This is a genomic window from Methyloceanibacter sp., from assembly GCF_051306395.1.
GTDB lineage: Bacteria > Pseudomonadota > Alphaproteobacteria > Rhizobiales > Methyloligellaceae > Methyloceanibacter.
Window position 1 is genome coordinate 24,556 of sequence record NZ_JBPPND010000229.1, and the last position, 25,286, is coordinate 49,841.

Annotated in this window: 23 protein-coding genes and 3 tRNA genes; 25 read left to right on the forward strand and 1 reads right to left on the reverse strand. The window is 62.9% G+C overall.

The window, feature by feature from the left end; all coding sequences use genetic code 11:
• Positions 1-4: 4 nt before the first annotated feature.
• A complete protein-coding gene (locus ACSLE4_RS12075) occupies positions 5-1,039 on the reverse strand; it encodes a cysteine synthase A (protein ID WP_435904691.1) in 1,035 nt (344 codons plus the stop codon).
• A 260-nt stretch (positions 1,040-1,299) separates the two neighbouring features.
• On the opposite strand from ACSLE4_RS12075, the gene ACSLE4_RS12080 reads away from it, so the two are divergent.
• From ACSLE4_RS12080 to ACSLE4_RS12200, 25 genes are all read left to right on the forward strand, one after another.
• Positions 1,300-1,384: transfer RNA gene (locus tag ACSLE4_RS12080), tRNA-Leu, on the forward strand.
• Positions 1,385-1,459: 75 nt separating this feature from the next.
• Positions 1,460-2,866 (forward strand): trigger factor, encoded by a 1,407-nt coding sequence (gene tig, locus ACSLE4_RS12085; RefSeq protein WP_435904692.1) that lies wholly within the window; start codon positions 1,460-1,462, stop codon positions 2,864-2,866.
• Between the two features lie 136 nt (positions 2,867-3,002).
• Complete coding sequence (gene clpP / locus ACSLE4_RS12090; RefSeq protein WP_435904693.1) at positions 3,003-3,650, forward strand: ATP-dependent Clp endopeptidase proteolytic subunit ClpP; 648 nt, start codon at positions 3,003-3,005, stop codon at positions 3,648-3,650.
• A gap of 295 nt (positions 3,651-3,945) precedes the next feature.
• A complete protein-coding gene (gene clpX, locus ACSLE4_RS12095) occupies positions 3,946-5,211 on the forward strand; it encodes an ATP-dependent Clp protease ATP-binding subunit ClpX (protein ID WP_435904694.1) in 1,266 nt (421 codons plus the stop codon).
• Between the two features lie 270 nt (positions 5,212-5,481).
• Positions 5,482-7,911, forward strand: coding sequence for an endopeptidase La (gene lon / locus ACSLE4_RS12100; RefSeq protein WP_435904695.1), 2,430 nt, complete (start codon positions 5,482-5,484; stop codon positions 7,909-7,911).
• Between the two features lie 205 nt (positions 7,912-8,116).
• Positions 8,117-8,392 (forward strand): HU family DNA-binding protein, encoded by a 276-nt coding sequence (locus tag ACSLE4_RS12105; protein ID WP_069625200.1) that lies wholly within the window; start codon positions 8,117-8,119, stop codon positions 8,390-8,392.
• Positions 8,393-8,528: 136 nt separating this feature from the next.
• Positions 8,529-8,604, forward strand: a tRNA-Val gene (locus ACSLE4_RS12110).
• A gap of 94 nt (positions 8,605-8,698) precedes the next feature.
• Complete coding sequence (locus ACSLE4_RS12115) at positions 8,699-9,337, forward strand: tetratricopeptide repeat protein (protein WP_435904696.1); 639 nt, start codon at positions 8,699-8,701, stop codon at positions 9,335-9,337.
• 94 nt (positions 9,338-9,431) lie between these two features.
• Positions 9,432-9,508, forward strand: a tRNA-Asp gene (locus ACSLE4_RS12120).
• A 42-nt stretch (positions 9,509-9,550) separates the two neighbouring features.
• Entirely contained in the window at positions 9,551-9,916 is a 366-nt protein-coding gene (locus ACSLE4_RS12125) for an NADH-quinone oxidoreductase subunit A (protein ID WP_435904697.1), read from the forward strand.
• A complete protein-coding gene (locus ACSLE4_RS12130) occupies positions 9,907-10,464 on the forward strand; it encodes a NuoB/complex I 20 kDa subunit family protein (RefSeq protein ID WP_435904698.1) in 558 nt (185 codons plus the stop codon). Before ACSLE4_RS12125 ends, ACSLE4_RS12130 begins: the two co-directional genes overlap by 10 nt.
• A gap of 23 nt (positions 10,465-10,487) precedes the next feature.
• The gene (locus tag ACSLE4_RS12135) at positions 10,488-11,114 is read left to right on the forward strand and encodes an NADH-quinone oxidoreductase subunit C (RefSeq protein ID WP_435904699.1); all 627 of its coding nucleotides are present in this window, start codon (positions 10,488-10,490) and stop codon (positions 11,112-11,114) included.
• Positions 11,111-11,548 carry a thioesterase family protein gene (locus ACSLE4_RS12140; RefSeq protein ID WP_435904700.1) on the forward strand — a complete coding sequence of 146 codons (438 nt, stop codon included), beginning with the start codon at positions 11,111-11,113 and terminating at the stop codon, positions 11,546-11,548. Before ACSLE4_RS12135 ends, ACSLE4_RS12140 begins: the two co-directional genes overlap by 4 nt.
• Positions 11,548-12,777, forward strand: coding sequence for an NADH-quinone oxidoreductase subunit D (locus ACSLE4_RS12145; RefSeq protein ID WP_435904701.1), 1,230 nt, complete (start codon positions 11,548-11,550; stop codon positions 12,775-12,777). Before ACSLE4_RS12140 ends, ACSLE4_RS12145 begins: the two co-directional genes overlap by 1 nt.
• 122 nt (positions 12,778-12,899) lie before the next feature.
• The gene (gene nuoE / locus ACSLE4_RS12150) at positions 12,900-13,658 is read left to right on the forward strand and encodes an NADH-quinone oxidoreductase subunit NuoE (protein WP_435904702.1); all 759 of its coding nucleotides are present in this window, start codon (positions 12,900-12,902) and stop codon (positions 13,656-13,658) included.
• Positions 13,658-14,956 (forward strand): NADH-quinone oxidoreductase subunit NuoF, encoded by a 1,299-nt coding sequence (nuoF, locus tag ACSLE4_RS12155; protein WP_435904703.1) that lies wholly within the window; start codon positions 13,658-13,660, stop codon positions 14,954-14,956. The genes nuoE and nuoF overlap by 1 nt, the downstream gene beginning before the upstream one ends.
• Before the next feature lie 6 nt (positions 14,957-14,962).
• Positions 14,963-17,071 (forward strand): NADH-quinone oxidoreductase subunit NuoG, encoded by a 2,109-nt coding sequence (gene nuoG, locus ACSLE4_RS12160; protein ID WP_435904704.1) that lies wholly within the window; start codon positions 14,963-14,965, stop codon positions 17,069-17,071.
• Positions 17,064-18,086: an NADH-quinone oxidoreductase subunit NuoH gene (gene nuoH, locus ACSLE4_RS12165; RefSeq protein ID WP_435904705.1), complete on the forward strand. Its 1,023-nt coding sequence runs from the start codon at positions 17,064-17,066 to the stop codon at positions 18,084-18,086. Before nuoG ends, nuoH begins: the two co-directional genes overlap by 8 nt.
• Positions 18,087-18,102: 16 nt before the next feature.
• Positions 18,103-18,591: an NADH-quinone oxidoreductase subunit NuoI gene (nuoI, locus tag ACSLE4_RS12170; protein ID WP_435904749.1), complete on the forward strand. Its 489-nt coding sequence runs from the start codon at positions 18,103-18,105 to the stop codon at positions 18,589-18,591.
• A gap of 96 nt (positions 18,592-18,687) precedes the next feature.
• Positions 18,688-19,299, forward strand: a complete 612-nt coding sequence (locus ACSLE4_RS12175; RefSeq protein ID WP_435904706.1) for an NADH-quinone oxidoreductase subunit J — start codon at positions 18,688-18,690, stop codon at positions 19,297-19,299.
• Positions 19,296-19,604 (forward strand): NADH-quinone oxidoreductase subunit NuoK, encoded by a 309-nt coding sequence (gene nuoK / locus ACSLE4_RS12180; protein WP_435904707.1) that lies wholly within the window; start codon positions 19,296-19,298, stop codon positions 19,602-19,604. The genes ACSLE4_RS12175 and nuoK overlap by 4 nt, the downstream gene beginning before the upstream one ends.
• Positions 19,605-19,616: 12 nt before the next feature.
• On the forward strand, positions 19,617-21,542 hold the full coding sequence (gene nuoL / locus ACSLE4_RS12185; RefSeq protein ID WP_435904708.1) for an NADH-quinone oxidoreductase subunit L: 1,926 nt from the start codon (positions 19,617-19,619) through the stop codon (positions 21,540-21,542).
• A complete protein-coding gene (locus ACSLE4_RS12190; protein ID WP_435904709.1) occupies positions 21,539-23,053 on the forward strand; it encodes an NADH-quinone oxidoreductase subunit M in 1,515 nt (504 codons plus the stop codon). The genes nuoL and ACSLE4_RS12190 overlap by 4 nt, the downstream gene beginning before the upstream one ends.
• Before the next feature lie 11 nt (positions 23,054-23,064).
• A complete protein-coding gene (nuoN, locus tag ACSLE4_RS12195) occupies positions 23,065-24,501 on the forward strand; it encodes an NADH-quinone oxidoreductase subunit NuoN (RefSeq protein WP_435904710.1) in 1,437 nt (478 codons plus the stop codon).
• Complete coding sequence (locus tag ACSLE4_RS12200; protein WP_435904711.1) at positions 24,502-25,278, forward strand: biotin--[acetyl-CoA-carboxylase] ligase; 777 nt, start codon at positions 24,502-24,504, stop codon at positions 25,276-25,278.
• Positions 25,279-25,286 lie beyond the last annotated feature (8 nt).

The following is a 25,286-nucleotide window of genomic DNA, read 5'->3' on the forward strand; positions in this document are numbered from 1 at the left end:
TTTCCTAAACGAACACGGTGGGCGCTGCGGCCTCGGGCCGGTCGAGCCATTCGGGGGTCGGCAATCCTTTTTCGCGCAAGAACTCCGGATTGAACAGCCTGCTTTGATAGCGCGTGCCGTAATCGCAGAGCACCGTGACGATGGTGTGGCCCGGCCCCATGGCCTTGGCGAGCCGGATGGCGCCTGCGACATTGATGCCGCTCGAGCCGCCAAGGCACAGGCCTTCCTCGCTCAAGAGATTGAACAGGACGGGCAGGGCCTCCGCGTCCGGGATCTGGAAGGCCTCGTCGACCTCGGCCCCTTCAAGATTGGCGGTGATACGGCCCTGGCCGATGCCCTCGGTGATGGAGCTGCCTTCGGACTTGAGCGCGCCGTGCTTGTAGTAGTTGTAGAGCGCCGCGCCCATGGGATCGGCCAAGCCGATGACGATGTCGGGCTTGTGCTCTTTGAGCCCCATGGAGACGCCGGCAAGAGTGCCGCCTGTTCCCACGGCGCAAATGAAGCCGTCCACCTTGCCGTCGAGGTCACGCCAGATCTCCTGAGCCGTCGTCTCGATATGGCCCTGCCGGTTCGCCACGTTGTCGAACTGGTTCGCCCAGATGGCACCATTCGGCTCCGTCTTGGCGAGTTCCTCGGCGAGCCGGCCGGAATATTTCACGTAATTGTTGTCGTTCTTGTAGGGCACCGCCGGCACTTGGATCAGCTCGGCGCCGCTGAGGCGGAGCATGTCCTTCTTCTCGTCGGACTGAGTCTCGGGCATGACGATCACCGTCTTGAGCCCAAGCGTGTTACCGACCAGCGCGAGCCCGATGCCCGTATTGCCGGCCGTGCCCTCCACCACCGTTCCGCCCGGGTTGAGCCGGCCCGCCTTCATGGCATCGCGGATGATGAACAGCGCGGCCCGATCCTTCACCGACTGGCCCGGGTTCATGAACTCGGCCTTGCCCAGAATCGTGCAGCCCGTCTCTTCAGACGCGCGCTTGAGCTTGATCAGCGGCGTATTGCCGATCGCCTCGAGAATGCCGTTGCGGTAGGTCACGGGGGGAAAGCCTTCGGGAATCTGGTTCGCCCGCAACCTAATGAGGCCGGTCGGCCCCCGCAAGTCGCGGAAATCCCACGAAACCGGCAGCAACGGGCATGCGGTTCCACGGGATGCTGGCTGGGGAGCATAGGTTGGGGGACGTAGGGTTAAGGCGAACCAGGGAAGACCGAATGAGCGGGTATCGGCCCTAGCAGCCGGGAAACCCGCTGTGTATATAGACCGCGAGATGTGGCCGGCGCGGTGCGCGAACCCTTTAGGCGGGCGTGGTGGAACTGGTAGACACGCCAGATTTAGGTTCTGGTGGCTTCGGCCGTGGGGGTTCAACTCCCTCCGCCCGCACCAACCAAGCGTTGGCCAATGTTGTTGGATGGATTGAAAGCGCCTCATGGCGCCGGAAAAATGGTGGATTGAGACGGTATGAACGTCACAGAGACAAATACTGAAGGTCTGCGCCGCGAGTTGAAAGTGGTGGTTGGCGCCGATGAGTTGGAGCAGCGGCTCTCCTCGCGCCTCGACGAGCTCAAGGGCAAGGCGCGCATCAAGGGCTTCCGCCCCGGCCACGTGCCGAAGGATCATTTGCGCAAAGTCTATGGCCGCTCGGTCATGGCCGAGGTCGTGCAGCAGGCCGTCACCGAGACGAGCCAGCAGGCGCTGTCGGAGCGCGAGGAACGTCCTGCCTTTCAGCCGAAGGTGGCGCTCCCCGAGGACGAGGCCGAGATCAATCAGATCTTCGAAGGCACCGGCGATCTGTCCTACACGCTAACCTTCGAAGTGCTGCCCAAGGTCGAGGTGATGGATCTCAGCACGATCGCCCTCGAGCGTCCCGTGACGCCGGTGAGCGACAAGGACATCGACGACGCGATCGATAGGATCCTCGCCACCAATCAAAACTACAAGCCGAAGGACGGGGCGGCCAAGAAGGCCGACCGCGTGACCATCGACTTCGTCGGCAAGCTCGACGGCGAGGCCTTCGAGGGCGGAACCGCCGAGGATGCGCCCATCACCCTTGGCGCCGGCGGCTTCATTCCCGGCTTCGAAGAAGGTCTGACGGGTGTGAAGACCGGCGATGAGAAGGTGATCGAGGCGACCTTCCCGGAGAGCTATCCGGAGGCCAAACTCGTCGGCAAAGCGGTAACGTTCGAGGTCAAGGTGAAGGAGGTGGCCGCGCCCGAGACGCCCACGCTCGACGATGATTTCGCCAAGAGCCTCGGCGTGGAATCGGTCGCACAGATACGCGAAACGGTGAAGGCGCGTATGGAGCAGGACCGCGCCCTGGCCTCGCGTCAAAAGATGAAGCGGGCGCTGCTCGACGCGCTCAACGAAGGCCATACTTTCGAGCTGCCGCCGACCCTGGTGGACAACGAGTTTCAGGCGATCTGGGATCAGGTGACCAAGGACCTCGAGCAGTCCAAGAAGACCTTCGAGGACGAGGGCACCACCGAGGAGAAGGCCAAGGAGGAATACCGCGACATCGCCGCCCGGCGTGTCCGGCTTGGACTTTTGCTCTCGGAGATCGGCTCGCGCAATGAGGTGACTGTCAGCGACGAAGAGGTCAATAAGGCGCTGATCGAGCGTATTCGGCAGTTCCCGGGCCAGGAGCGGCAAGTCTACGACTTTTACCGCAACACCCCTCACGCCCTGGCCGAGCTCAGGGCGCCCATCTACGAGGACAAGGTGGTGGACTACATCTTCGAGCTCGCCAAGCTGACCGACAAGGAAGTGAGCGTGGAGGAACTCTACGCCGATCCGGAAGGCAGGAATGGCCATCACCACCATGATCACGATCATGACCACGATCATGACCACGGTCACAAGCATGGCTGAGTGAGGGGGCCGGGCCGGTAATCAAGGCGGCATCTGGCCTCTTCCGTTTCCGGGCCCGACCTCATATGTAGGGTGATCCTGGGAGATTCGCCGGTCGGCCCCGACTGGCTCACCAAGCCCGAAAAGCAGGACATTCATGAACAACCCGGCCGAGACATACATGAGCACGCTTGTCCCCATGGTGGTCGAGCAGACCAACCGCGGCGAGCGCGCTTACGACATTTACTCCCGCCTGCTGAAAGAGCGGATTATCTTCGTCACGGGCGTGATCGAGGACCATGTGGCGTCCCTTATCACCGCGCAGCTTCTCTTCTTGGAGGCCGAAAACCCCAAGAAGGAGATCTCCATGTACATCAACTCCCCCGGCGGCGTGGTGACCTCCGGCATGGCGATCTACGACACCATGCAGTTCGTGCGGCCGCCCGTCGCGACGCTATGCATTGGCCAGGCGGCGTCCATGGGGTCGCTGCTCTTGTGTGCCGGCGAGAAGGGCATGCGCTATTCGCTGCCGAACTCGCGCATCATGCTTCATCAGCCGTCCGGCGGCTTCCAAGGCCAGGCCAGCGATATCGAGCGCCACGCCGAGGACATCATCAAGATGAAGCGGCGCCTCAATGACGTCTATGTCCACCACACCGGGCAGGACTACGAGACTATTGAGAAAACCCTCGACCGTGATTACTTCATGTCCGCGGAGGACGCCCGGAAGTTCGGCCTCGTGGACGAGGTGATCTCTAAGCGTTCTCCCCTTGAGGACAAAGGGGACAAAACTCCGTCGTCTTAACCGCAATTGGAAAGCCTTGATTGAGGCCCGTTAGGCCTAACCGTCAAATTGCCAAGCCCGGGCCTTGCCGTGGCCATACCGGCATGGTCCATGCACCGTCCCAGGGGTCTGGGAAAGGTGTGCACTCCTGAGATTCGCGCGATTAATCAATCCTTGATCAGTGGCGCCCTAGCATGCTCAGATTGCGCGTCGGGCAGCTTTCAAAGGGAGTCGCTCACACTTTGCAAGGCGGGACCAAGATAGCTGGTGCGGGCACCAGCATTGAATTGAAACCAAAAACAATCGGATAGATAGAATGAGCAAGGTGAGCGGAACGGATTCGAAGAACACCCTCTACTGCTCTTTCTGCGGCAAGAGTCAGCACGAGGTTCGCAAACTTATTGCTGGGCCCACCGTGTTCATCTGCGATGAATGCGTCGAGCTTTGCATGGACATTATTCGCGAGGAGAACAAGAGCTCCCTCGTGAAGTCCCGCGATGGCGTGCCGACCCCGATGGAAATTTGCGCCGTCCTGGACGACTACGTCATCGGCCAGGACTACGCCAAGCGTGTGCTCTCCGTCGCCGTGCACAACCACTACAAGCGGCTCAATCACTCCGGCAAGAATTCGGACGTCGAGCTCGCCAAGTCGAACATTCTTCTGATCGGGCCCACGGGCTGCGGCAAGACGCTGCTCGCCCAGACGCTGGCCCGCATCCTCGATGTGCCTTTCACCATGGCCGACGCCACGACGCTCACCGAGGCCGGCTATGTGGGTGAGGATGTCGAGAACATCATCCTGAAGCTGCTCCAGTCGGCCGACTACAATGTCGAGCGCGCCCAGCGCGGCATCGTCTATATCGACGAGGTCGACAAGATCAGCCGCAAGTCCGACAACCCGTCCATCACCCGCGACGTGTCGGGCGAGGGCGTGCAGCAGGCGCTGCTTAAGATCATGGAAGGCACCGTCGCCTCGGTGCCGCCCCAAGGCGGACGCAAGCACCCGCAGCAGGAGTTCCTGCAGGTCGACACCACGAACATTCTGTTCGTGTGCGGCGGCGCCTTTGCCGGGCTCGAGAAGATCATTTCCGCGCGCGGCCGGTCCGCCTCGATCGGCTTCGGCGCGAATGTGGAAGCCGTCGATGAGCGCCGCACTGGCGACGTCCTTCGGGGAATCGAGCCCGAGGATTTGCTGAAGTTCGGCCTCATCCCGGAATTCATCGGCCGTGTCCCGGTGATTGCGACCCTGGACGACCTCGATGAGGAGTCGCTGATCCGCATCCTCACCGAGCCCAAGAACGCGCTCGTGCGCCAATACCAGCGTCTCTTCGAGATGGAGGACGTGCAACTGTCCTTTGCCGAGGAAGCTATGCTCGCCATCGCCAAGAAGGCGATCGAGCGGAAGACCGGTGCCCGCGGCCTGAGATCCATCATGGAGGGCATCCTGCTCGACACCATGTTCGAGCTGCCCAGCATGAATGGGGTCGAGGAGGTCGTGATCAGCGCCGAGGTGGTGGACGGACACGCCCGGCCTTTGCGCATCTACTCCGAGCGGCATGAAGAGGTCGGGTCCAGCGCCTGACCGCATTCCCGCCAATCCCTGCTTGAAGGGGCGCGCGAATCCTACTCAAATCGTCGGAATTCGGGGGTAGCGCGCGGAAACAGCGGCCTGCCTTGACGGGGGCCGGAGTGATTGCCACCTTTCGGTGCCCGGCGGGCCAAGATGACGCAGTGCTTGGCTCGGCAAATGCCGGGACAATGTATCCAGGAAGGCGATCTTGGGGAGGGGAACTAAGGCAGGGCTTCGCGAAGCGGCGCTTGGTCCGTTTAACAAGAAAGCGACGGAACTATCATGACCGAAACGAACCCGTCCGAGATCATCGAAGGCGCCCCGGAGCTCTATCCGGTGCTCCCACTTCGCGACATCGTGGTCTTCCCCTACATGATCGTGCCGCTCTTCGTCGGTCGCGAGAAATCGATCGCGGCGCTTGAGGAGGTGATGCGCACCGACAAGCAGATCCTGCTCGTCGCCCAGAAGAACGCGTCCGATGACGAGCCGACCGCCGACGGCATCTACGACATGGGCACGCTCGCCTCGGTCCTTCAGCTTCTGAAGCTGCCCGACGGCACCGTGAAGGTGCTGGTCGAAGGCACGCGCCGGGCAATGATTTCCCGCTACACGGACAACGAGAACTATTTCGAGGCCGAGATCGAGCCCGTTGAGGAGACGCTTGGCGCCGAGGACGAGATCGAGGCGCTGGCCCGTTCCGTCGTGTCTCAGTTCGAGAGCTATGTGAAGCTCAACAAGAAGATCTCACCCGAGGTGCTGGGCACCGCGAGCCAGATCGAGGACTATTCCAAGCTCGCCGACACCATCGCCAGCCATCTCGCCATCAAGATCGCCGAGAAGCAGCAGATCCTCGAGGTCACGTCGGTCTCAGAGCGGCTGGAGCGCGTCTTCACCCTGATGGAGAGCGAGATCTCAGTGCTTCAGGTCGAGCGCAAGATCAGGAGCCGCGTCAAGCGTCAGATGGAGAAGACGCAGCGCGAGTACTACCTGAACGAGCAGATGAAGGCGATCCAGAAGGAACTTGGCGACAGCGAGGAAGGCCGGGATGATCTGGCCGAGCTCGAAAACAAGATCGAGAAGACCAAGCTTTCCAAGGAAGCCCGTGAGAAGGCCATGGGGGAGTTCAAGAAGCTTCGCCAGATGAGCCCGATGTCGGCCGAAGCCACGGTGGTACGCAACTACCTCGACTGGCTGTTGTCGATCCCGTGGGGCGTCAAGGGCAAGGTCAAGCGCGACCTGGACGATGCCCAGAAGGTCCTCGATGAGGACCATTACGGCTTGGAGAAGGTCAAGGACCGCATCGTCGAGTATCTCGCCGTGCAGAACCGGACCAACATGCTGAAAGGTCCGATCCTTTGCCTGGTCGGCCCGCCCGGCGTCGGCAAGACCTCGCTCGGCAAGTCCATCGCCAGGTCCACGGGTCGCGAGTTCGTGCGCATGAGCCTTGGCGGCGTGCGCGACGAGGCGGAGATCCGCGGCCACCGGCGCACCTATATCGGCTCGATGCCCGGCAAGGTCATCCAGTCCATGAAGAAGGCAAAGAAGGTCAATCCGCTCTTCCTGCTCGACGAGATCGACAAGATGGGCGCCGATTTTCGGGGCGACCCGGCCTCGGCCCTGCTCGAAGTGCTGGACCCGGAGCAAAACCACACCTTCAACGATCACTATCTCGAAGTGGACTACGACCTCTCCAACGTGATGTTCGTGACCACGGCGAATACGCTGAATATTCCGCCGGCCCTAATGGACCGGATGGAGATCATTCGCATCGCTGGTTACACCGAGGACGAGAAGGTCGAAATCGCCAGGCGCCACCTTATTCCCGAGCAGGTCAAGAACCACGGCCTTGAGGCGGAGGAGTTCTCCCTCGATGAGGACGCGCTGAAGCAGATCATCCGCCGCTATACCCGCGAAGCGGGCGTGCGTAGCCTCGAGCGCGAGATCGCCAAGCTCTCCCGGAAGTCGGTCAAAGAGCTTCTGACCACGGACCACAAGACCGTGCAGGTCACGATGGAGAACCTTTCGGACTATCTCGGTGTGCCCAAATACCGCTACGGCGAAGCAGAGCTGGAGGACCAGGTCGGCGTGGTCACCGGTCTTGCCTGGACCGAGGTCGGCGGCGAGATACTCACGGTCGAAGGCGTGATGATGCCCGGTAAAGGCAAGATGACCGTCACCGGCAATCTGCGCGATGTCATGAAAGAATCGATTCAGGCCGCGAACGCCTATGTGCGCGCCAGGGCCGTGGATTTCGGCATCGAGCCGCCTCTTTTCGAGAAGCGGGATATCCACGTTCACGTGCCCGAGGGCGCCACCCCCAAGGATGGGCCGTCGGCCGGCGTGGCCATGGTCACCGCCATCATCTCCCTCATGACCGGAATCCCGGTGAAGCGCGAGGTCGCCATGACGGGCGAAATCACGCTGCGCGGCCGGGTTCTGCCCATCGGCGGCCTCAAGGAGAAGATGCTGGCGGCCTTGCGCGCGGGCATCAAGACCGTGATCATCCCCGAGGAAAACGTCAAAGATCTCGTGGAGATACCCGACTCTCTTAAGAATAAGCTTGAAATTCTCCCTGTCTCGCGTGTGGAGGAGGTGCTGAAGCTCGCCTTCACCCGACCGCCTCAGCCGATCGTCTGGGAGGAGGAGGGCGAGGGTGCCGCGCAGGTCGTCCCGGCCAAGGACGAGAGCGCTTCGGGTCTGACCGCCCACTAGGCACGCGCGGGCGGCAGGCGCTCTGCCGTCGATTTGCCTCAATCGCGTGATCCGGCCTTATGCACCGAGTCGGCCAAATTTGTTGATTTTCCGCGTTTTTTGCGCCAGTCATACACCACTTGTTTGTGAATCGGAGCGTACCCAAAGCGGCCTCGAGGGTTCAAACCTGCGCCCTATGATTGGGGCCGAGCGAAAGGATGGAGCCGTGAACAAAGCTGAGCTGGTCGCCCAGGTGGCGAAAGAATCCGAACTGTCGAAGGACTCGGCCGAGAAGGCCGTCGACGCGACGTTCAAGAATATCGAGAAAGCCTTGAGCGGCGGAGACACTGTTCGCATCGTCGGCTTTGGCAATTTCCAGGTCGCGCAGCGTAAGGCCTCGGTCGGTCGCAATCCGCGCACCGGCGCCGAGGTTCAGATCCCGGCCTCGAAGGTGCCGAAGTTCCGCGCCGGCAAGGCGCTCAAAGAGGCCTGCAACGCTTAAGGCGTGAGAGCCGATGGATTTCTGGGCGGGGCCTCGCCGTTGCGCGAGGCTCCGCCTTTTCTTATTTGCAAGCCGTTGTTTGCCAGGTTTGCCTATAGGCGTTGAAGGAGGCTTGCTCTAACGCTTCCCGGACATGGGGCGGTTAGCTCAGTTGGTAGAGCGCCACGTTTACACCGTGGATGTCGGCAGTTCGAGCCTGTCACCGCCCACCACCCCGGGAGGTTTTTCATGCGCCGCGTAACCGCCGTTCTTGCCGCCAGCCTATCTCTCACCGTGTGTTTCTCGGGAGGCGCTCAGGCTGCTCCCTTGAATTTGAACGACGTCGTCAAGGACGAGCCCCCGGAGCAACTCTGTGAGCGTGTCGCCGCCGATCCCTTCGAAGGCTTCGGGCCTGACGAGTGGAGCCACCCCTTCAGCCGGGTCGATTTCTATCGGGCGGTCCCCGCCTGCACCGAGGCGCTTAAGGCCCATCCGGACGAACAGCGCTTCGCGCTGGGGCTCGCCATGGCCAACGTGGCCGGCAAGAAGCAAGACGTCGCAAAGCCGCTCCTGGAAGACCTCATCGCCAAGGGCAACACCTCGGCCATGCTTGTCCTGGCCTATATCTCGCCGGAGCCCGAAGCGGCAAAGCTGATGCAGCAGGCCGCCGAGACGGGCGCCCCCAATGCCATGATGCTCTACGGCATGACTCTGATCACCGGGAAGGGTGTGCCGAAGAACACACTCGACGGCGTCCGGATGGTCCGCCAGGCCGCCGACAAGGGCTCCACCCGCGCCATGCTCATTATGGCCAATTTCTACACCGAAGGCGCCTATGGGGTCGGCCGCAACTTGAGGGAGGCCGCCGACCTCATCGCCAACGCGGCGGAACTTGGCGACCCGGCCGCCAAGAACGTCCTGGCGAACCTCCAGGCGGCAGGGAAGGGCGGCGCCACGCCGCAATGAACCCTAGACGGTCTTCGCCCGGCTCACCTTGACTTGGGGAATCCCAGGCCGTACATGCAGAACATCGCCTCCGGCCGTGGTTTACGGCCCGGTGGGGGGTGTAGCTCAGTTGGTTAGAGCGCCGGCCTGTCACGCCGGAGGCCGCGGGTTCGAGTCCCGTCACTCCCGCCATTTCGGCCCCGTGAATGCAAACAAGAAGGCTTCGGAAAAGCCATGGGCCAGCTGCTGGTAGATTATCTGCCACTAGTCATCTTCATCGGCATCGCCTTCGTCATCTGCACGATCCTGCTCGCGGTGCCCTTCGTCGTCGCCGTGCGCAATCCGGACCCGGAGAAGGTCTCGGCCTATGAGTGCGGCTTCGAGGCCTTTGATGACGCCCGCATGAAATTCGATGTGCGCTTCTATCTCGTGTCGCTCCTTTTCATTATCTTCGATCTAGAGGTGGCGTTCCTCTTTCCCTGGGCGGTCGCCTTCGACGAGGTCGGCGCGCTCGGCTTCTGGGCGATGATCGTGTTCTTAGGCGTTCTCACCATCGGCTTCATCTATGAGTGGCGGAAAGGCGCGCTCGAATGGGATTGATGCCTGAAGTCAAGTTCGAGACCGAAGGCAAGGGCGGTGGCCTCGTCACCGCAGGCGCCACAACGTTCGGCACCTTCTCCGATGAGCTCGCCGACAAAGGCTTCCTGCTCACCTCGGCCGACGACCTGATCAATTGGGCGCGCACCGGCTCGCTCATGTGGATGACGTTTGGACTGGCCTGCTGCGCCGTCGAGATGATGCAGGCCTCCATGCCCCGCTACGACCTTGAACGCTTCGGTTTTGCCCCCCGCGGCAGCCCACGCCAATCCGACGTCATGATTGTCGCCGGCACGCTGTGCAACAAGATGGCGCCCGCTTTGCGCAAGGTCTACGACCAGATGCCGGAGCCACGCTATGTGATCTCCATGGGGTCTTGCGCCAATGGCGGGGGCTACTATCACTATTCCTACTCTGTGGTCCGCGGCTGCGATCGCATCGTGCCGGTGGACATCTACGTTCCGGGTTGCCCGCCGACGGCCGAAGCGCTCGTTTACGGCGTGCTGCTCCTTCAGAAGAAGATCAGGCGGACGGGCACCATCGATCGCTGACCCGCTCTGGTCCTGGAGCTTTGATGAACGACGCGCTGAATAAGCTGGGCGGCTACCTCACCGGGAAGCTAGGGCCGAAGCTTGTGCGCTTCGAGGTGGCGCTCGGTGAGCTCACCATCGAGGTGAAGCGCGACCGGATTCGCGATGTCATCACCTTCCTGCGCGACGACGAACGCTGCCGCTTCGGCTGTCTCATCGATATTTGCGGGGTGGACTATCCCGAGCGCGAGGAGCGCTTCGATGTTGTCTACCATCTGCTGAGCCCTTGGCAGAATCAGCGCATCCGCGTGCGCATCACGGCAAGCGCCGAGACGCCGGTGCCGAGCCTGGTCGAGATCTTTCCCGCCGCCAACTGGTTCGAGCGCGAGGCGTTCGACCTTTACGGGATTTTGTTCGATGGCCATCCGGACTTGCGCCGGCTGCTCACCGACTACGGATTTCAGGGACACCCTTTGCGCAAGGACTTCCCGCTCACGGGCTTCGTGGAGCTCCGTTATGACGACGAGCTGAAGCGGGTCGTTTACGAGCCGGTGAAGCTGATGCAGGAGTTTCGCAATTTCGACTTCCTCAGTCCCTGGGAAGCGATGGACACCGCCATCCCCGGCGATGAGAAGGCCGGGCTCGCACCCGACCGTAAGGGGGACACGTGAAACCGTCCCTTAAGAGCGGCCTGAAGCACAGCTTCTCTTACCAAGTGCCCGCCACCAAGACCGTGCCGCATCTCTATGACGAGGCGCCGCAGCTTCAGATCATGCCAGACGTGTTCGCCACTGGCTTCATGGTCGGGCTGATGGAATGGACCTGCGTGCAGCTCCTCGAGCCGCATCTCGACGAAGGCGAGGGCAGCCTCGGCACCCATATCGACGTCTCGCACAAATCCGCGACGCCTGTGGGCTTCACCGTGACCGTCGAGGCCGAGTGCGTCGAGCTGCGCGGGCCCCGCGCCAAGTTCAAGGTCAGCGCGCATGACGGGGTCGACGAGATCGGCGCAGGCACCCACGAACGCTTCATCGTCGGCTGGGACCGCTTCGAGAGAGGGATCGCCGCCAAGCGCGCTAAAGGACCGGCAAAGGTGGACGCGTGATGGCCGAGACCGACACCAAGACGACGACGCCCATCGACAGCGGCAAGCGTGAAGGCGACGACCGCACCTTCACGATCAATTTCGGCCCCCAGCACCCGGCCGCCCATGGCGTGCTCCGCCTCGTGCTCGAGCTCGACGGCGAGGTGGTCGAGCGCGTCGATCCGCATATCGGCCTGCTCCACCGCGGCACCGAAAAGCTGATCGAGCACAAGACCTACCTCCAGGCCGTGCCCTATTTCGACCGGCTCGACTATGTCGCGCCCATGAACCAGGAGCACGCCTTCGCGCTCGCCGTGGAGAAGCTGCTCGGGCTTACCGTGCCCAAGCGCGCCCAGCTGATCCGCGTGCTCTATTCGGAAATCGGGCGCCTCCTGTCGCATCTCCTCAACATCACCACCCAGGCCCTCGACGTGGGCGCGCTGACCCCGCCGCTTTGGGGCTTTGAGGAGCGCGAGAAGCTCATGGTCTTCTACGAGCGGGCCAGCGGCAGCCGCATGCACGCGGCCTATTTTCGCCCCGGCGGCGTGCATCAGGACCTGCCGCCCCAGCTTGTGGACGACATCTACGCCTTCTGCGATCCCTTCCTCCAAGTCTGCGACGACATCGAGGGCCTGCTCACCGACAACCGCATCTTCAAGCAGCGGAACGTCGATATCGGCGTGATCAGCCAGGAGGACGCCTGGGCCCGCGGCTTTACCGGCGTCATGATCCGCGGCACGGGCGCGGCCTGGGACTTGCGCAAGAGCCAGCCTTACGAGTGCTACGACGAGCTCGAATTCGACATTCCCATCGGCAAGAACGGCGATTGCTACGACCGCTATCTCATCCGCATGGAGGAGATGCGCCAGGCGGTCCGCCTGATGAAGCAATGTTGCGAGCGGCTCACGACCACGCCGGGTCCCGTCACCGTGGACAACCACAAGATGGTGCCGCCCTCCCGCGCCCGCATGAAGGGTTCCATGGAGTCCCTGATCCACCACTTCAAGCTGTACACCGAAGGCTATCACGTGCCGGAAGGCGAGGCGTATGCCGCCGTGGAGGCGCCCAAAGGCGAATTCGGCGTCTATCTGGTCGCGGACGGCACCAACCGGCCCTATCGCTGCAAGATCCGCGCGCCGAGCTTCCCCCATCTCGCGGCGCTCGAATTCCTATGCCGCGGCCACATGCTGGCGGACGTGTCTGCCGTGCTCGGGTCCATCGATATTGTCTTTGGAGAGGTCGACCGATGACGTTTTGTGCAGTTGCGAAACGGCGCGCGATCAGGGAGAGTCTCCAAGACCTTACGGAACTTAGTTAGGAGCGACTCGCGCAAGACTGTGCAACACCTCGCGCGGGATCATAGAAGATAGAGATGAGCGTCCGACGCCTCGCTGCGGAACAGCCTGAAGGCTTCGCCTTCACGCCCGAGAATCTCGACTGGGCCAAGGCTGAAATCAAGAAATACCCGGAAGGCCGCCAAGCCTCCGCCGTGCTGTCACTCCTGTGGCGGGCACAGGAGCAGATGGGCGGCTGGATCTCGGAGCCGGCATTGCGCGCCGTCGCCGACATGCTCGGCATGGCCTACATCCGCGTCTACGAGATCGTCACCTTCTACACGATGTTCAATCTCGCGCCGGTCGGCCGCTACTATGTGCAGGTGTGCGGCACCACGCCCTGCATGCTGCGCGGCGCCGAGGACATCAAGGATGCCTGCCGCAAACATATCGGGCCTAAGGATACGGTCAGCAAGGACGGCATGTTCTCCTGGACCGAGGTCGAGTGTCTCGGCGCCTGCGTGAACGCGCCCATGGCGCAAATCAACAAATATTATTACGAGGACCTGACGCCGGAGAATGTCGAGTCGATCCTCAATAGACTCCGCAAAGGAGAGCACGTCGAGCCCGGGCCGCAGAACGGACGGAAGACCTCCGCGCCCTTGAGCGGCCCGAACACGCTCACCGATGCGTCCATCTATGCAAGCGACACATCCGGACCCGAGTTCGGCTGCGCCGGACCGGCCCTCGTGGATGCTGAGGCGAAGCGTCCCGGCGCCTCCGCCAATGTCCGCGAGGCTGCCGTGCCCAAGCCGCCCCTGAAGAAGTCGCCTTTGAAGAAGCCGAGGCCCCGCTGATGCTTGCCGACAAGGACCGCATCTTCAAGAATCTTTACGGGCTCCGCAGTTGGCGTCTCGAGGCGGCGCGCGCGCGCGGCGCTTGGGACGGCACCAAGGAGATGATCGCGCGCGGCCACGACGCCGTTATCGACGAGGTCAAGGCGTCGGGCTTGCGCGGGCGCGGCGGGGCGGGCTTCCCCACTGGCCTCAAATGGTCGTTCATGCCGAAGAACGACAGCCGCCCGAGCTATCTCGCGGTCAACGCCGATGAATCGGAGCCCGGCACCTGTAAGGACCGGGAGATCATGCGCCACGACCCGCATCTTCTCATCGAGGGCGCGCTGCTCGCCGGCTTCGCCATGCGGGCGCATACCTCCTACATCTACATTCGCGGCGAGTTCATCGCCGAGCGCGAGATTCTGCAAGCGGCCATCGACGAAGCCTATCAAGCCAAGCTGATCGGCAAGGACAACGTCAATGGCTGGGACTTCGACCTCTACGTTCATCACGGCGCGGGCGCCTATATCTGCGGCGAGGAGACGGCGCTACTCGAAAGCCTCGAAGGCAAGAAGGGCCAGCCACGGCTGAAGCCGCCATTCCCGGCCAATTGCGGCCTCTACGGGGCGCCCACCACGGTGAACAACGTAGAGACCATCGCTTCGGTGCCGGACATCTTGCGGCGGGGCGCCACCTGGTATGCAGGCCTCGGCCGTCCCAACAACACTGGCACCAAGCTCTATTGCATCTCCGGCCACGTGAACGAGCCCTGCACCGTGGAAGAGGAGATGGGCGTTCCGTTGCGCAAGCTGATCGATTACTACGCCGGCGGCGTGCGCGGTGGCTGGGACAATCTGCTCGCGATCATTCCCGGCGGCTCGTCCGTGCCCTGCATCCCGGCCAAGGCGTGCGACGACGTGCTGATGGACTTCGATAGCTTGAAGGAGGCCGGAACCGCGCTCGGCACCGGCGGCGTCATCGTCATGGACAAGTCCACCGACATGATCCGCGCCATCGCCCGCATCTCCTATTTCTACAAGCACGAGTCCTGCGGCCAGTGCACGCCGTGCCGCGAAGGCACGGGCTGGATGTGGCGCGTGCTGGAACGCATGGCCAACGGTGACGCGGAGAAAGCCGAGATCGAGATGCTGCTCGACGTCAGCCATCAGGTCGAGGGCCACACCATCTGCGCGCTGGGCGACGCCGCTGCCTGGCCGGTGCAAGGTTTGATCCGGCACTTCCGCCACGTCATCGAGGAACGCATCGACGAGAAGGCCACGAAGCCGATCTCACCGTCCGTGCCGGTAGCGGCGGAGTAGAGGACCATGCCGAAGATCATCATCGACGACACCGAGCATGATTTCCCGGATGGCATCACGCTGATTCAGGCCTGCGAGATGGCCGGCGTCGAGATCCCGCGCTTCTGCTACCACGAGCGTCTGTCCATCGCCGGTAATTGCCGCATGTGCCTCGTCGAGGTCGTCGGGATGCCGAAGCCCGTGGCCTCCTGCGCCTTGTCCGTGAACGATCTCAGGCCCAGCCGTGACGGCACGCCGCCGACCGTGCTGACTCGTTCCGCGACGACGCGAAAGGCGCAAGAAGGCACGCTCGAATTCCTGCTCATCAATCACCCGCTCGATTGTCCGATCTGCGACCAGGGCGGCGAGTGCGACTTGCAAGATCAGACCATGGCCTTCGGTTTCGACGCCGGCCGCTTCCAGGACAACAAGCGCGCCGTCGAGGACAAATATCTCGGGCCGCTGATCAAGACCTATATGACGCGCTGCATTCACTGCACACGCTGCGTGCGCTTCATGACCGAGGTCGGCGGCGTTCAGGAGCTGGGGGCCATCGGCCGCGGCGAGGACATGGAGATCACCACCTACCTCGAGCACGGCATGCACTCGAACCTGTCGGGCAACGTGGTGGACCTCTGCCCGGTCGGTGCCCTGACCGCTAAGCCCTATGCCTTCGTGGCGCGGCCCTGGGAACTCACCAAGACGCCCTCCATCGACGTCATGGACGCGCTGGGCTCGGCCATCAGGGTGGATGCACGCGGCCGCGAAGTGTTGCGCATCCTGCCGCGCGTCAACGATGCGGTGAACGAGGAATGGATTTCCGACAAGGCGCGCCATGTCTGGGACGGCCTACGCACGCAGCGTCTCGACCGGCCTTACCTGAAGCGCAAAGGCAAGCTTGAGCCCGCCACCTGGGACGAGGCGTTCGCGGCGATCGGAGCGAAGCTGAGCGGCCTCGATGGCAAGAAGTTCGGCGCCATCGCCGGCGATCTCGCCGCCGCCGAGGACATGTACGCCTTGAAGGAACTCGCTGGCGGGCTCGGCTCGCCGAACATCGATTGCCGCCAGGACGGCGCCAAGCTCGATCCTTCGTTGGGCCGCGCGACCTATCTGTTCAACACCACGATCGGCGGCATCGAGGACGCGGACGCCGTTCTGTTTGTCGGCACCGATCCCCGCGTCGAGGCGCCGGTGCTCAATGCGCGCGTTCTGAAGCGCTGGCATCAGCGCGAGGGCCGGATGCCCCTCGGCCTTATCGGCACGGAAGTCGATCTCACCTATCCTTGCGAGTATCTCGGCGGCGGGCCCGAAACCCTCGCCAAGATCGCCGACGGCTCTCATGCCTTTGCCAAGTCGCTCCAAGAGGCCGAGAAGCCCATGATCGTCGTGGGGCAGGCCGCCCTCGCTAGGCCTGACGGCGCCGCGGTGCTGGCGCTGGCCGCCAAGGCCGCAAAGAAGGTGGGCGCGCTGACCGGCGGCTGGAACGGCTTCAACGTGCTGCATACGGCAGCAGGTCGTGTCGCCGGCCTCGATCTCGGCTTCGTGCCGGGGAAGGGCGGTCTCGACGTAGGAGGCATACTCGACGCCGCGGGCAGCGGCGATCTCGACGTCGTGTACCTGCTCGGCGCCGACGAGATCGACGCGGACCGGTTCGGCGATGCCTTCGTGATCTATCAGGGCAGCCACGGCGACCGCGGCGCACACCGCGCCGACGTGATCTTGCCCGGCGCCGCATACACCGAAAAAGACGGCACCTATGTGAATACCGAAGGGCGTGCGCAGATGACCGCCCGCGCCATCTTCCCCCCGGGGGAGGCCCGCGAGGACTGGACGATCCTCCGCGCGCTTTCCGCCGTGCTGGGCCGTGCGCTTCCCTTCGACAGTCTGCAAGAGCTGCGTTCGAAGATGTATGCGGCCTGTCCGCATCTGGCCCTGCTCGATCTCGTGGAGCCGGCCGACGCCGCCGCCATCGAGAAGCTTGCCGGCAAGCCGGCCAAACCCGGCAAGGACCGCTTCGGTCTCATGATTGAGGACTATTACCTTTCCAATCCCGTGGCCCGCGCCTCCGCCATCATGGCGAGTTTGAGTGCGATGCACGCCGGCGGGCCCGAGAAGGCGACCGGTACCGATGGTTGAATTCTGGACCAGTTACGGATGGCCGACCGCTCTCATCGTCGCACATAGCGTGGCGCTGATCGTTGTCCTGCTGATCGTCGTTGCGTTCGTGCTCTACGCCGACCGTAAAGTATGGGCTGCGGTGCAGATGCGGCGCGGCCCAAACGTGGTCGGGCCTTTCGGCCTGTGGCAGTCCTTCGCCGACCTTCTGAAATTCGTCTTCAAGGAAGTCATCATCCCGGCGGGCTCCAACAAGGGCCTATTCCTGTTGGCGCCGATTATCACGGCCGGACTTGCGATTTCCGCTTGGGCGGTCATGCCCGTCGACAAGGGTTGGGCCGTCGCCGACATCAATGTCGGCGTGCTCTACATTTTCGCCATATCGAGCCTGCAGGTGTACGGCGTGATCATCGCCGGCTGGGCGTCGAACTCGAAATACGCCTTCCTCGCCGCGCTGCGCTCGGCCGCGCAGATGGTCTCCTACGAGGTCTCCCTCGGCTTCGTCATCATCACCGCGCTGCTTGTCGCCGGCTCGCTCAATCTCACGGACATCGTCATGGCCCAGGACCGGGGCTGGGGCCTGTTCGGCTGGTACTGGCTGCCGCTGTTCCCGATGTTCGTTATCTTCTTCATCTCGATGCTTGCCGAGACCAACCGGCCGCCCTTCGATCTCCTGGAGGCGGAATCGGAACTCGTGGCCGGGTTCATGGTCGAATACTCCTCAACCCCCTACATGCTCTTCATGCTGGGCGAGTACGTCGCCATCATCCTGTTGTGCGGGCTGGGCACGGTGCTTTTCCTCGGCGGCTGGCTTCCGCCATTCCCGGTCGCGCCCTTCACCTGGATACCCGGCGTGCTATGGTTCGTCCTGAAAGTCGGCTTCCTGTTCTTCCTCGTCTCCATGGTCAAGGCCATGGTGCCGCGTTATCGCTACGATCAGCTGATGCGGCTTGGCTGGAAGGTGTTTCTACCCTTGTCGCTTGCCGCCGTCGTGGTCGTGGCCGCGGTCTTGCGCCTTTGGCAATACGGTTTTTGAGAGGAGTTGACGCGTGATGCGCGTTGCCCAATCCGCCAAATCGCTTCTGTTGCTGGAGTTCGTGTCGGCCTTCTGGCTCGCCATGAAGTACTTCGTCGGCCCCAAGGCGACTCTCAACTACCCGTACGAGAAAGGCCCGCTCTCACCGCGCTTCCGCGGCGAGCACGCACTGCGGCGCTATCCTAATGGGGAGGAACGCTGCATCGCCTGCAAGCTTTGCGAAGCGATCTGCCCGGCGCAAGCCATCACCATCGAGGCCGGCCCCCGCCGCAACGACGGCACACGGCGGACCACCCGCTACGATATCGACATGGTGAAGTGCATCTATTGCGGCTTCTGTCAGGAGGCCTGTCCCGTCGAGGCCATCGTCGAGGGCCCGAACTTCGAATTTGCCACCGAAACCCGCGAAGAGCTCTATTACGACAAGGACCGGCTGCTCGCGAACGGCGACCGTTGGGAGCGCGAAATCGCCAAGAATATCGCGCTCGATGCGCCGTATCGATGAGGGGCTCGTGGGGATCTTGGGGGCAAAACGTTTTTCCGTGCCCGGCGGCCGCGCCGGGCTCTGCTTTGATCTGCTAGTCAGCACGAAGAAGGCTGCATGATGCTCTCCGCGTTGTTCTTCTATCTGTTCTCCACGATGTGCATCGGCGCCGGGGTCATGGTCATCGCCGCGAAGAACCCGGTGCACGCGGTGCTGTATCTCATCTTCGCCTTCTTCAACGCCGCCGGTCTGTTCGTGCTGCTTGGCGCCGAGTTCCTCGCCATGATCCTGGTGGTCGTCTATGTGGGCGCGGTGATGGTGCTGTTCCTGTTCGTGGTGATGATGCTCGACGTGAATTTCGCCGAGCTGCGCGCGGGCTTTCTCAAATACCTGCCGGTCGGCGCCATCGTCGGCATTCTGCTGCTCGTGGAGCTCGTCTTCGTGGTGGGCGCCTGGCTGACCGCGCCGGATCTCATCAGGGATGCGCCCACGCCGCCGGCGTCCGAGATGAGCAATACCCAGGCCTTGGGCGAGTTGCTCTATACCCGCTACGTCTATCTGTTCGAGGCGGCGGGCCTCATTCTCCTGGTGGCCATGATCGGCGCCATCGTCCTCACCCTCCACCACAAGCGCGACGTGCGCCGCCAGTCCGTCCCCGCCCAAGTCGGCCGCACCCGCGAGACCGCCATCGAGGTGGTCCAGGTCGAGACGGGGAAGGGGCTCAAATGACCGTCGGTCTCAGCCACTATCTCACCGTCGCCGCGGTGCTGTTCACCATCGGCATCTTCGGCATCTTTCTCAATCGCAAGAACGTCATCGTCATTCTCATGTCGATCGAGATGATGATGCTCGCGGTCAACCTCAATCTGGTGGCGTTCTCCGCCTTCCACGCCGATCTCGTCGGGCAGGTTTTCACCCTGATCGTGCTCACCGTGGCGGCGGCGGAAGCCGCGATCGGGCTCGCCATCGTCGTCGTCTATTTCCGCAACCGCGGCACGATCGACGTCACCGAAATCGATCTCCTGAAAGGCTGACGGCAGGGCGCGATGTATCAGGCGATCCTCTTCCTGCCCCTGATCGGGGCCCTGTTCGCCGGCTTACTCGGGCGGTTCGTCGGCGCGCGCGCCTGCGAGGTGGTGACCATCTCGCTGATGTTCATCGCCGCCTTCCTGTCGTGGGTCGCTTTCTATCAGGTCGCCATCGGGGGCAACGACGTCCGCATCGCGCTGATCGGCTTCATCACCTCCGGCGAGTTCAAGACGATCTGGTCGATCCGCGTCGACACGCTGACCGCGGTGATGCTGGTCGTGGTCAACACCGTGTCGTCGGTGGTGCACCTCTATTCCGTCGGCTACATGGACGAGGATCCGCACAAGGAGCGCTTCTTCGCCTATCTCTCCATGTTCACCTTCGCCATGCTGGCGCTGGTGACCGCCGACGATCTGCTCCAGCTGTTCTTCGGCTGGGAGGGCGTCGGCCTCGCCTCCTATCTCTTGATCGGCTTTTGGTACAAGAAACCGGAAGCCAACGCCGCCGCCATCAAGGCCTTCATCGTCAACCGCGTCGGCGATTTCGGCTTTGCGCTCGGCATCTTCGCCATCTTCGTCGTCTTCGGCGCCGTGCAATACGACACGATCTTCGCCGCCGCCCCCGACCAGGTGGGCAAGACCATGACCTTCCTCGCCTGGGAAGTGCCGGTGCTGGAGCTGATCTGCTTCCTCCTGTTCATGGGCGCCATGGGCAAGTCGGCCCAGTTCCTGTTGCACACCTGGCTGCCCGACGCCATGGAAGGCCCCACGCCGGTTTCCGCCCTGATCCATGCCGCGACCATGGTGACCGCCGGCGTGTTCATGGTGGCTCGCCTGTCGCCGCTGTTCGATCTCGCCCCCTATGCGCTCGCCTTCGTCGCCATCATCGGCGCCACCAGCGCCTTCTTCGCCGCAACCGCCGCCGTGGTGCAGACCGACATCAAGCGCGTCATCGCCTATTCGACCTGCTCGCAGCTCGGCTACATGTTCGCCGCCGAAGGCGTCGGCGCGTTCGGGGCAGGGATGTTCCACCTCTTCACCCATGCCTGCTTCAAGGCGCTGCTGTTTCTGTGCGCCGGTGCCGTCATCCACACCCTTGCCGACAATCAGGACATGCGCCGCATGGGAGGATTGCGCAAAGTCATCCCCTTCACCTGGGCCATGATGCTGATCGGCTCGCTTGCGCTCACCGCCTTCCCGCTCACCTCGGGCTTCGTCTCCAAGGACTTCATCATCGAGACGACCTGGTTCGATCACACCCCCGTCGGCCAATACACCTATTGGATGACCCTGATCGCGGCCTTCCTCACCGCGCTCTACACCTGGCGTCTCATGTTCATGACCTTCGAGGGCAATTTCAAAGGCGGCAGACAAGTCCTCGATCACGCCCACGAACCGCCCTGGACCATGGGCCTGCCGCTTTTGATCCTGGCCGCCGGCGCGCTGTTCGCGGGCCTCGGCTTCCGCCATCTCTTCATCGGCGCCGATCAGGTCGCCTTCTGGCGCGACTCCATCGTGCTGCCCGAGCACGGCCATCATGACGTGCCGTTCTGGCTGACGCTGTCGCCGACCCTCGCCATGACGGCAGGCTTCCTCATCGCCTGGTACTGCTATATGTGGCAGCCCCTCCTGCCGTTCGGCCTGCTCAAGCGTTTCCCGGCGACCAACCAGTTCTTCCTTCATGCCTGGTATTTCGACGCGCTCTATGACCGCCTGTTCGTGCGGCCCGCGAAATGGCTCGGCAATTGTCTCTGGAAGTACGGCGACGGCGCGGTCATCGACGGCATCGGGCCGAACGGCATCGCCGCCCGGGTCATGGACATTACCAACCGCGTGGTCCGGCTTCAGAGCGGCTTTATCTATCACTACGCCTTTGTCATGCTGATCGGCGTGGCGCTTCTCATCACCTATTTCATCGTGGCGGGAGGCGCGCTGACCCCATGAGCTATGGCTGGCCGATCCTTTCCACGGTGACCTTCCTGCCGGTTGTCGGCGCGCTGCTGATTTTCGCGCTGCGCGGCAACGACGAGAGCACCTACCGCAACGCGCGCTATATCGCGCTGTGGACGACGCTCATCACCTTCGCAATCTCGCTGCTGCTGTGGCGCGACTTCGATGCCGCCACGGCGCAGTTTCAGTTCGTGGAGCTGCGGCCCTGGCTCGGCCCCATCACCTTCCATATGGGCCTCGACGGCATCTCCATGCCGTTCGTGGTGCTCACCACGCTGCTGATGCCGCTCACCGTCCTGTCGAGCTTCGGCGCCATCAAGGTGCGGGTGAAGGAGTTCATGATTGCCTTCTTGGTCCTCGAGACCCTGATGCTCGGCGTGTTCTGCTCCCTCGACCTGGTCATGTTCTATCTGTTCTTCGAGGGCGGTCTGATCCCGATGTTCCTCATCATCGGCATCTGGGGCGGCCCCCGGCGCGTCTATTCGAGCTTCAAGTTCTTCCTCTACACGCTCGCCGGCTCGCTGCTGATGCTGCTCGCTATCATGGCGATCTACTGGGAGGCGGGCACCACCAACATCCCGGCGCTGCTCACCCACGACTTCCCGCCGGAAATGCAAACCTGGCTCTGGTTCGCCTTCCTCGCCTCCTTCGCGGTAAAGCTGCCCATGTGGCCCGTGCATACCTGGCTGCCGGATGCCCATGTGGAAGCGCCCACCGCGGGCTCCGTGATCCTCGCCGGCATCCTTTTGAAGCTCGGCGGTTACGGCTTCTTGCGCTTCTCGATTCCCATGTTCCCGCTGGCCTCGGCCGAGTTCGCGCCGCTCATCTTCGCGCTGTCGGTGATCGCCATCATCTACACCTCGCTCGTAGCGCTTGCCCAAGAGGACATGAAGAAGCTGATCGCCTATTCGTCGATCGCCCATATGGGCTTTGTCACCATCGGCATCTTCACCCTCACCATGCAGGGTCTCCAGGGCGGCATCTTCCTCATGTTGTCTCACGGCATCGTCTCGGCCGCGCTCTTCCTCTGTGTCGGCGTCGTCTACGACCGCATGCACACGCACGAGATCTCCGTATTCAGCGGGCTGGTGAACCGCATGCCGCTTTATGCCGCCGTGTTCATGATCTTCACTCTCGCCAATGTCGGTCTGCCCGGTACCAGCGGATTCGTCGGCGAGTTCCTGACGCTGCTCGGCGCCTTCGAGGTGAATACCTGGGTCGCGCTGTTCGCCACGACGGGCATCATCCTGTCGGCGGGCTACGCCCTATGGCTCTACCGCCGCATTATTTTCGGCACGATCACCAACCCGGCGCTGAAGCACATCAAGGACCTCTCCTGGCGTGAAATCGCTGTGATAGTGCCGCTGATCGTCATCACCATCTTTTTCGGCTTCCATCCAAACCCGGTTCTCGACGTCTCGGCCGTCTCGGTCCAAGCGTTGATCTCGGACTTCAAAGCGAGCCTTGCCGCAGCCGAACAGGCGCGGTTCGCGCTGGCGCCGTAGAGGAGGCCGCGGTGTTCGACCAAGCCCATCTCCTCGCCATCCTGCCCGAGATCACGCTCGCGGTGGGCGCCATGGCCTTGCTCATGGTCGGCGTAGGGGGGCGCGGCCAGGAACGCGGTGAGCTCGTCCTGTGGCTCGCGGTCGCGGTTCTCGCCCTGGCCGGAATTTTCGTCGCGACCGGCGAGGGCACCGTCACCCTCTTCACCGGCAGCTTCATCGTCGATCCCTACGCGCGCATGCTGAAGCTGCTGGCTCTCGTGGGCGCCACTGTCGCTCTCGTCATGTCGCTCACCTACTGGCGCGACACCGAGGGCGGGGTGAAATTCGAGTATCCGGTGCTCCTGCTCTTCGCCGCCACCGGCATGCTGATGATGATCTCGGCCTACGATCTCATCGCGCTCTATGTGGGGCTAGAGCTCCAGAGCCTCGCGCTCTATGTGGTCGCCGCCTTCAAGCGGGACTCCGCGCGCTCTTCCGAAGCGGGGCTGAAATATTTCGTCCTCGGGGCGCTGTCCTCGGGCATGCTGCTTTACGGCGCCTCGCTCGTCTATGGTTTCACCGGCTCCACCGAGTTTGCGCAGATCGCAGGCGCCGTGCAGCCCTCCGGCGCCAATCTCGGCCTGATCTTCGGTCTGGTGTTCCTGCTCGCGGGCTTCGCCTTCAAGATTTCCGCCGTGCCGTTCCACATGTGGACGCCGGACGTTTATGAGGGCGCACCGACACCGGTCGCCGCCTTCTTCGCCGCGGCGCCGAAGATCGCGGCCATGGCGCTGCTCGTGCGGGTGATGATCTCCGCCTTTCCCGCGGTCACCACGGAATGGCAGCAGATCGTCATCTTCCTCGCTATCGCCTCCATGGCGCTCGGCTCTTTCGCCGCCATCGGGCAGCGCAACATCAAACGGCTGATGGCCTATAGCTCCATCGGTCATATGGGCTACGCGCTGGTCGGTCTCGCACCCGGGACGGCGGAAGGCGTGCAAGGCGTGATCGTCTATCTGGCCATCTATCTGGTCATGACGCTCGGCACCTTCGCCTTCATCCTGTCGCTCAGGCGGGACGGCAAGATGGTCGAGGAGATCAGCCAGCTTTCGGGCCTGTCCCGCACGAGCCCTCTCATGGCGCTGATGCTGGCCATACTCTTGTTTTCCCTGGCCGGCATTCCGCCTCTTGCGGGCTTCTTTGCCAAGTTCTACGTCTTCCTCGCCGCCATTGAATCCGGGCTCTATGCGCTTGCGGTCATCGGCGTGCTCTTGAGCGTGGTGGGTGCGTTCTATTACCTACGTATCGTCAAGATCATGTATTTTGACGAGCCCGTCGAAAGCTTCGAGCCCATGCCGCGGATCTTGGCCGTGGTGCTCGGTGCAAGCGGGGTGTTGATCCTGTTCTTCTTCGTCTACCCGGCGCCACTGGTTGCGGCCGCCGGCGTAGCTGCCAAATCATTGTTCTAAATGAGCTTTGTCGCTTCACCTTCACCCAAGATGCCCGCCGGCCATCGGCTGCTGCGGCTGGACACGGTCGATTCCACCAATGCGGAAGCCAGACGGCGCGCCGACATGGGGGAGCCCGGTCCGCTGTGGATCTGGTCGGCTCGCCAATCGAAGGGCCGGGGGCGCGCCGGCCGCGAATGGACTTCCCAAGTCGGCAACCTGTTTGCGAGCCTGCTGATCCGGCTCAACTGTCCGCTGCCGACCGCAAGTCAGCTCGCCCTCGTCGCCGGTATCGTGACCTACGAGACGGTCGCCAAGCTCATCGCTTATGAGGGCCGCTCGGCGCTTCTGCTCAAATGGCCGAACGACGTGTTGCTGTCCGAGGAGAAGGTCGCCGGCATGCTCCTTGAGAACGTGGGGAACCCGAACAAGCCAGGCACCACCGTCGTCATCGGTACCGGTATCAATCTCGCGGCTTACCCTGAGAACCTGCCGCAACCGGCGATCAGTCTCGATGCCTACGGTCTCACCGTCACGCCGGCCCAAGCGCTCCAAGTCTTGGCGGCGACCACTCACGAATGGCTTCAGCGCTGGGCCGAGGGCGCGACCTTCCCAACCATCAGGCGCGCCTGGCTCGACCGCGCCGGCCCGTTGGGCCGTCCTCTGGTCGCCCGGGTCAATGGCGAAGAGATTGAAGGCGCCTATGCGGGCCTCGATTCCGAAGGTGCGCTGCGGCTCAAGACCGCCGCCGGCGAGAAGCACATCACGGCCGGCGATGTCTTCTTCGCGAGCCGATAGACCGTCTT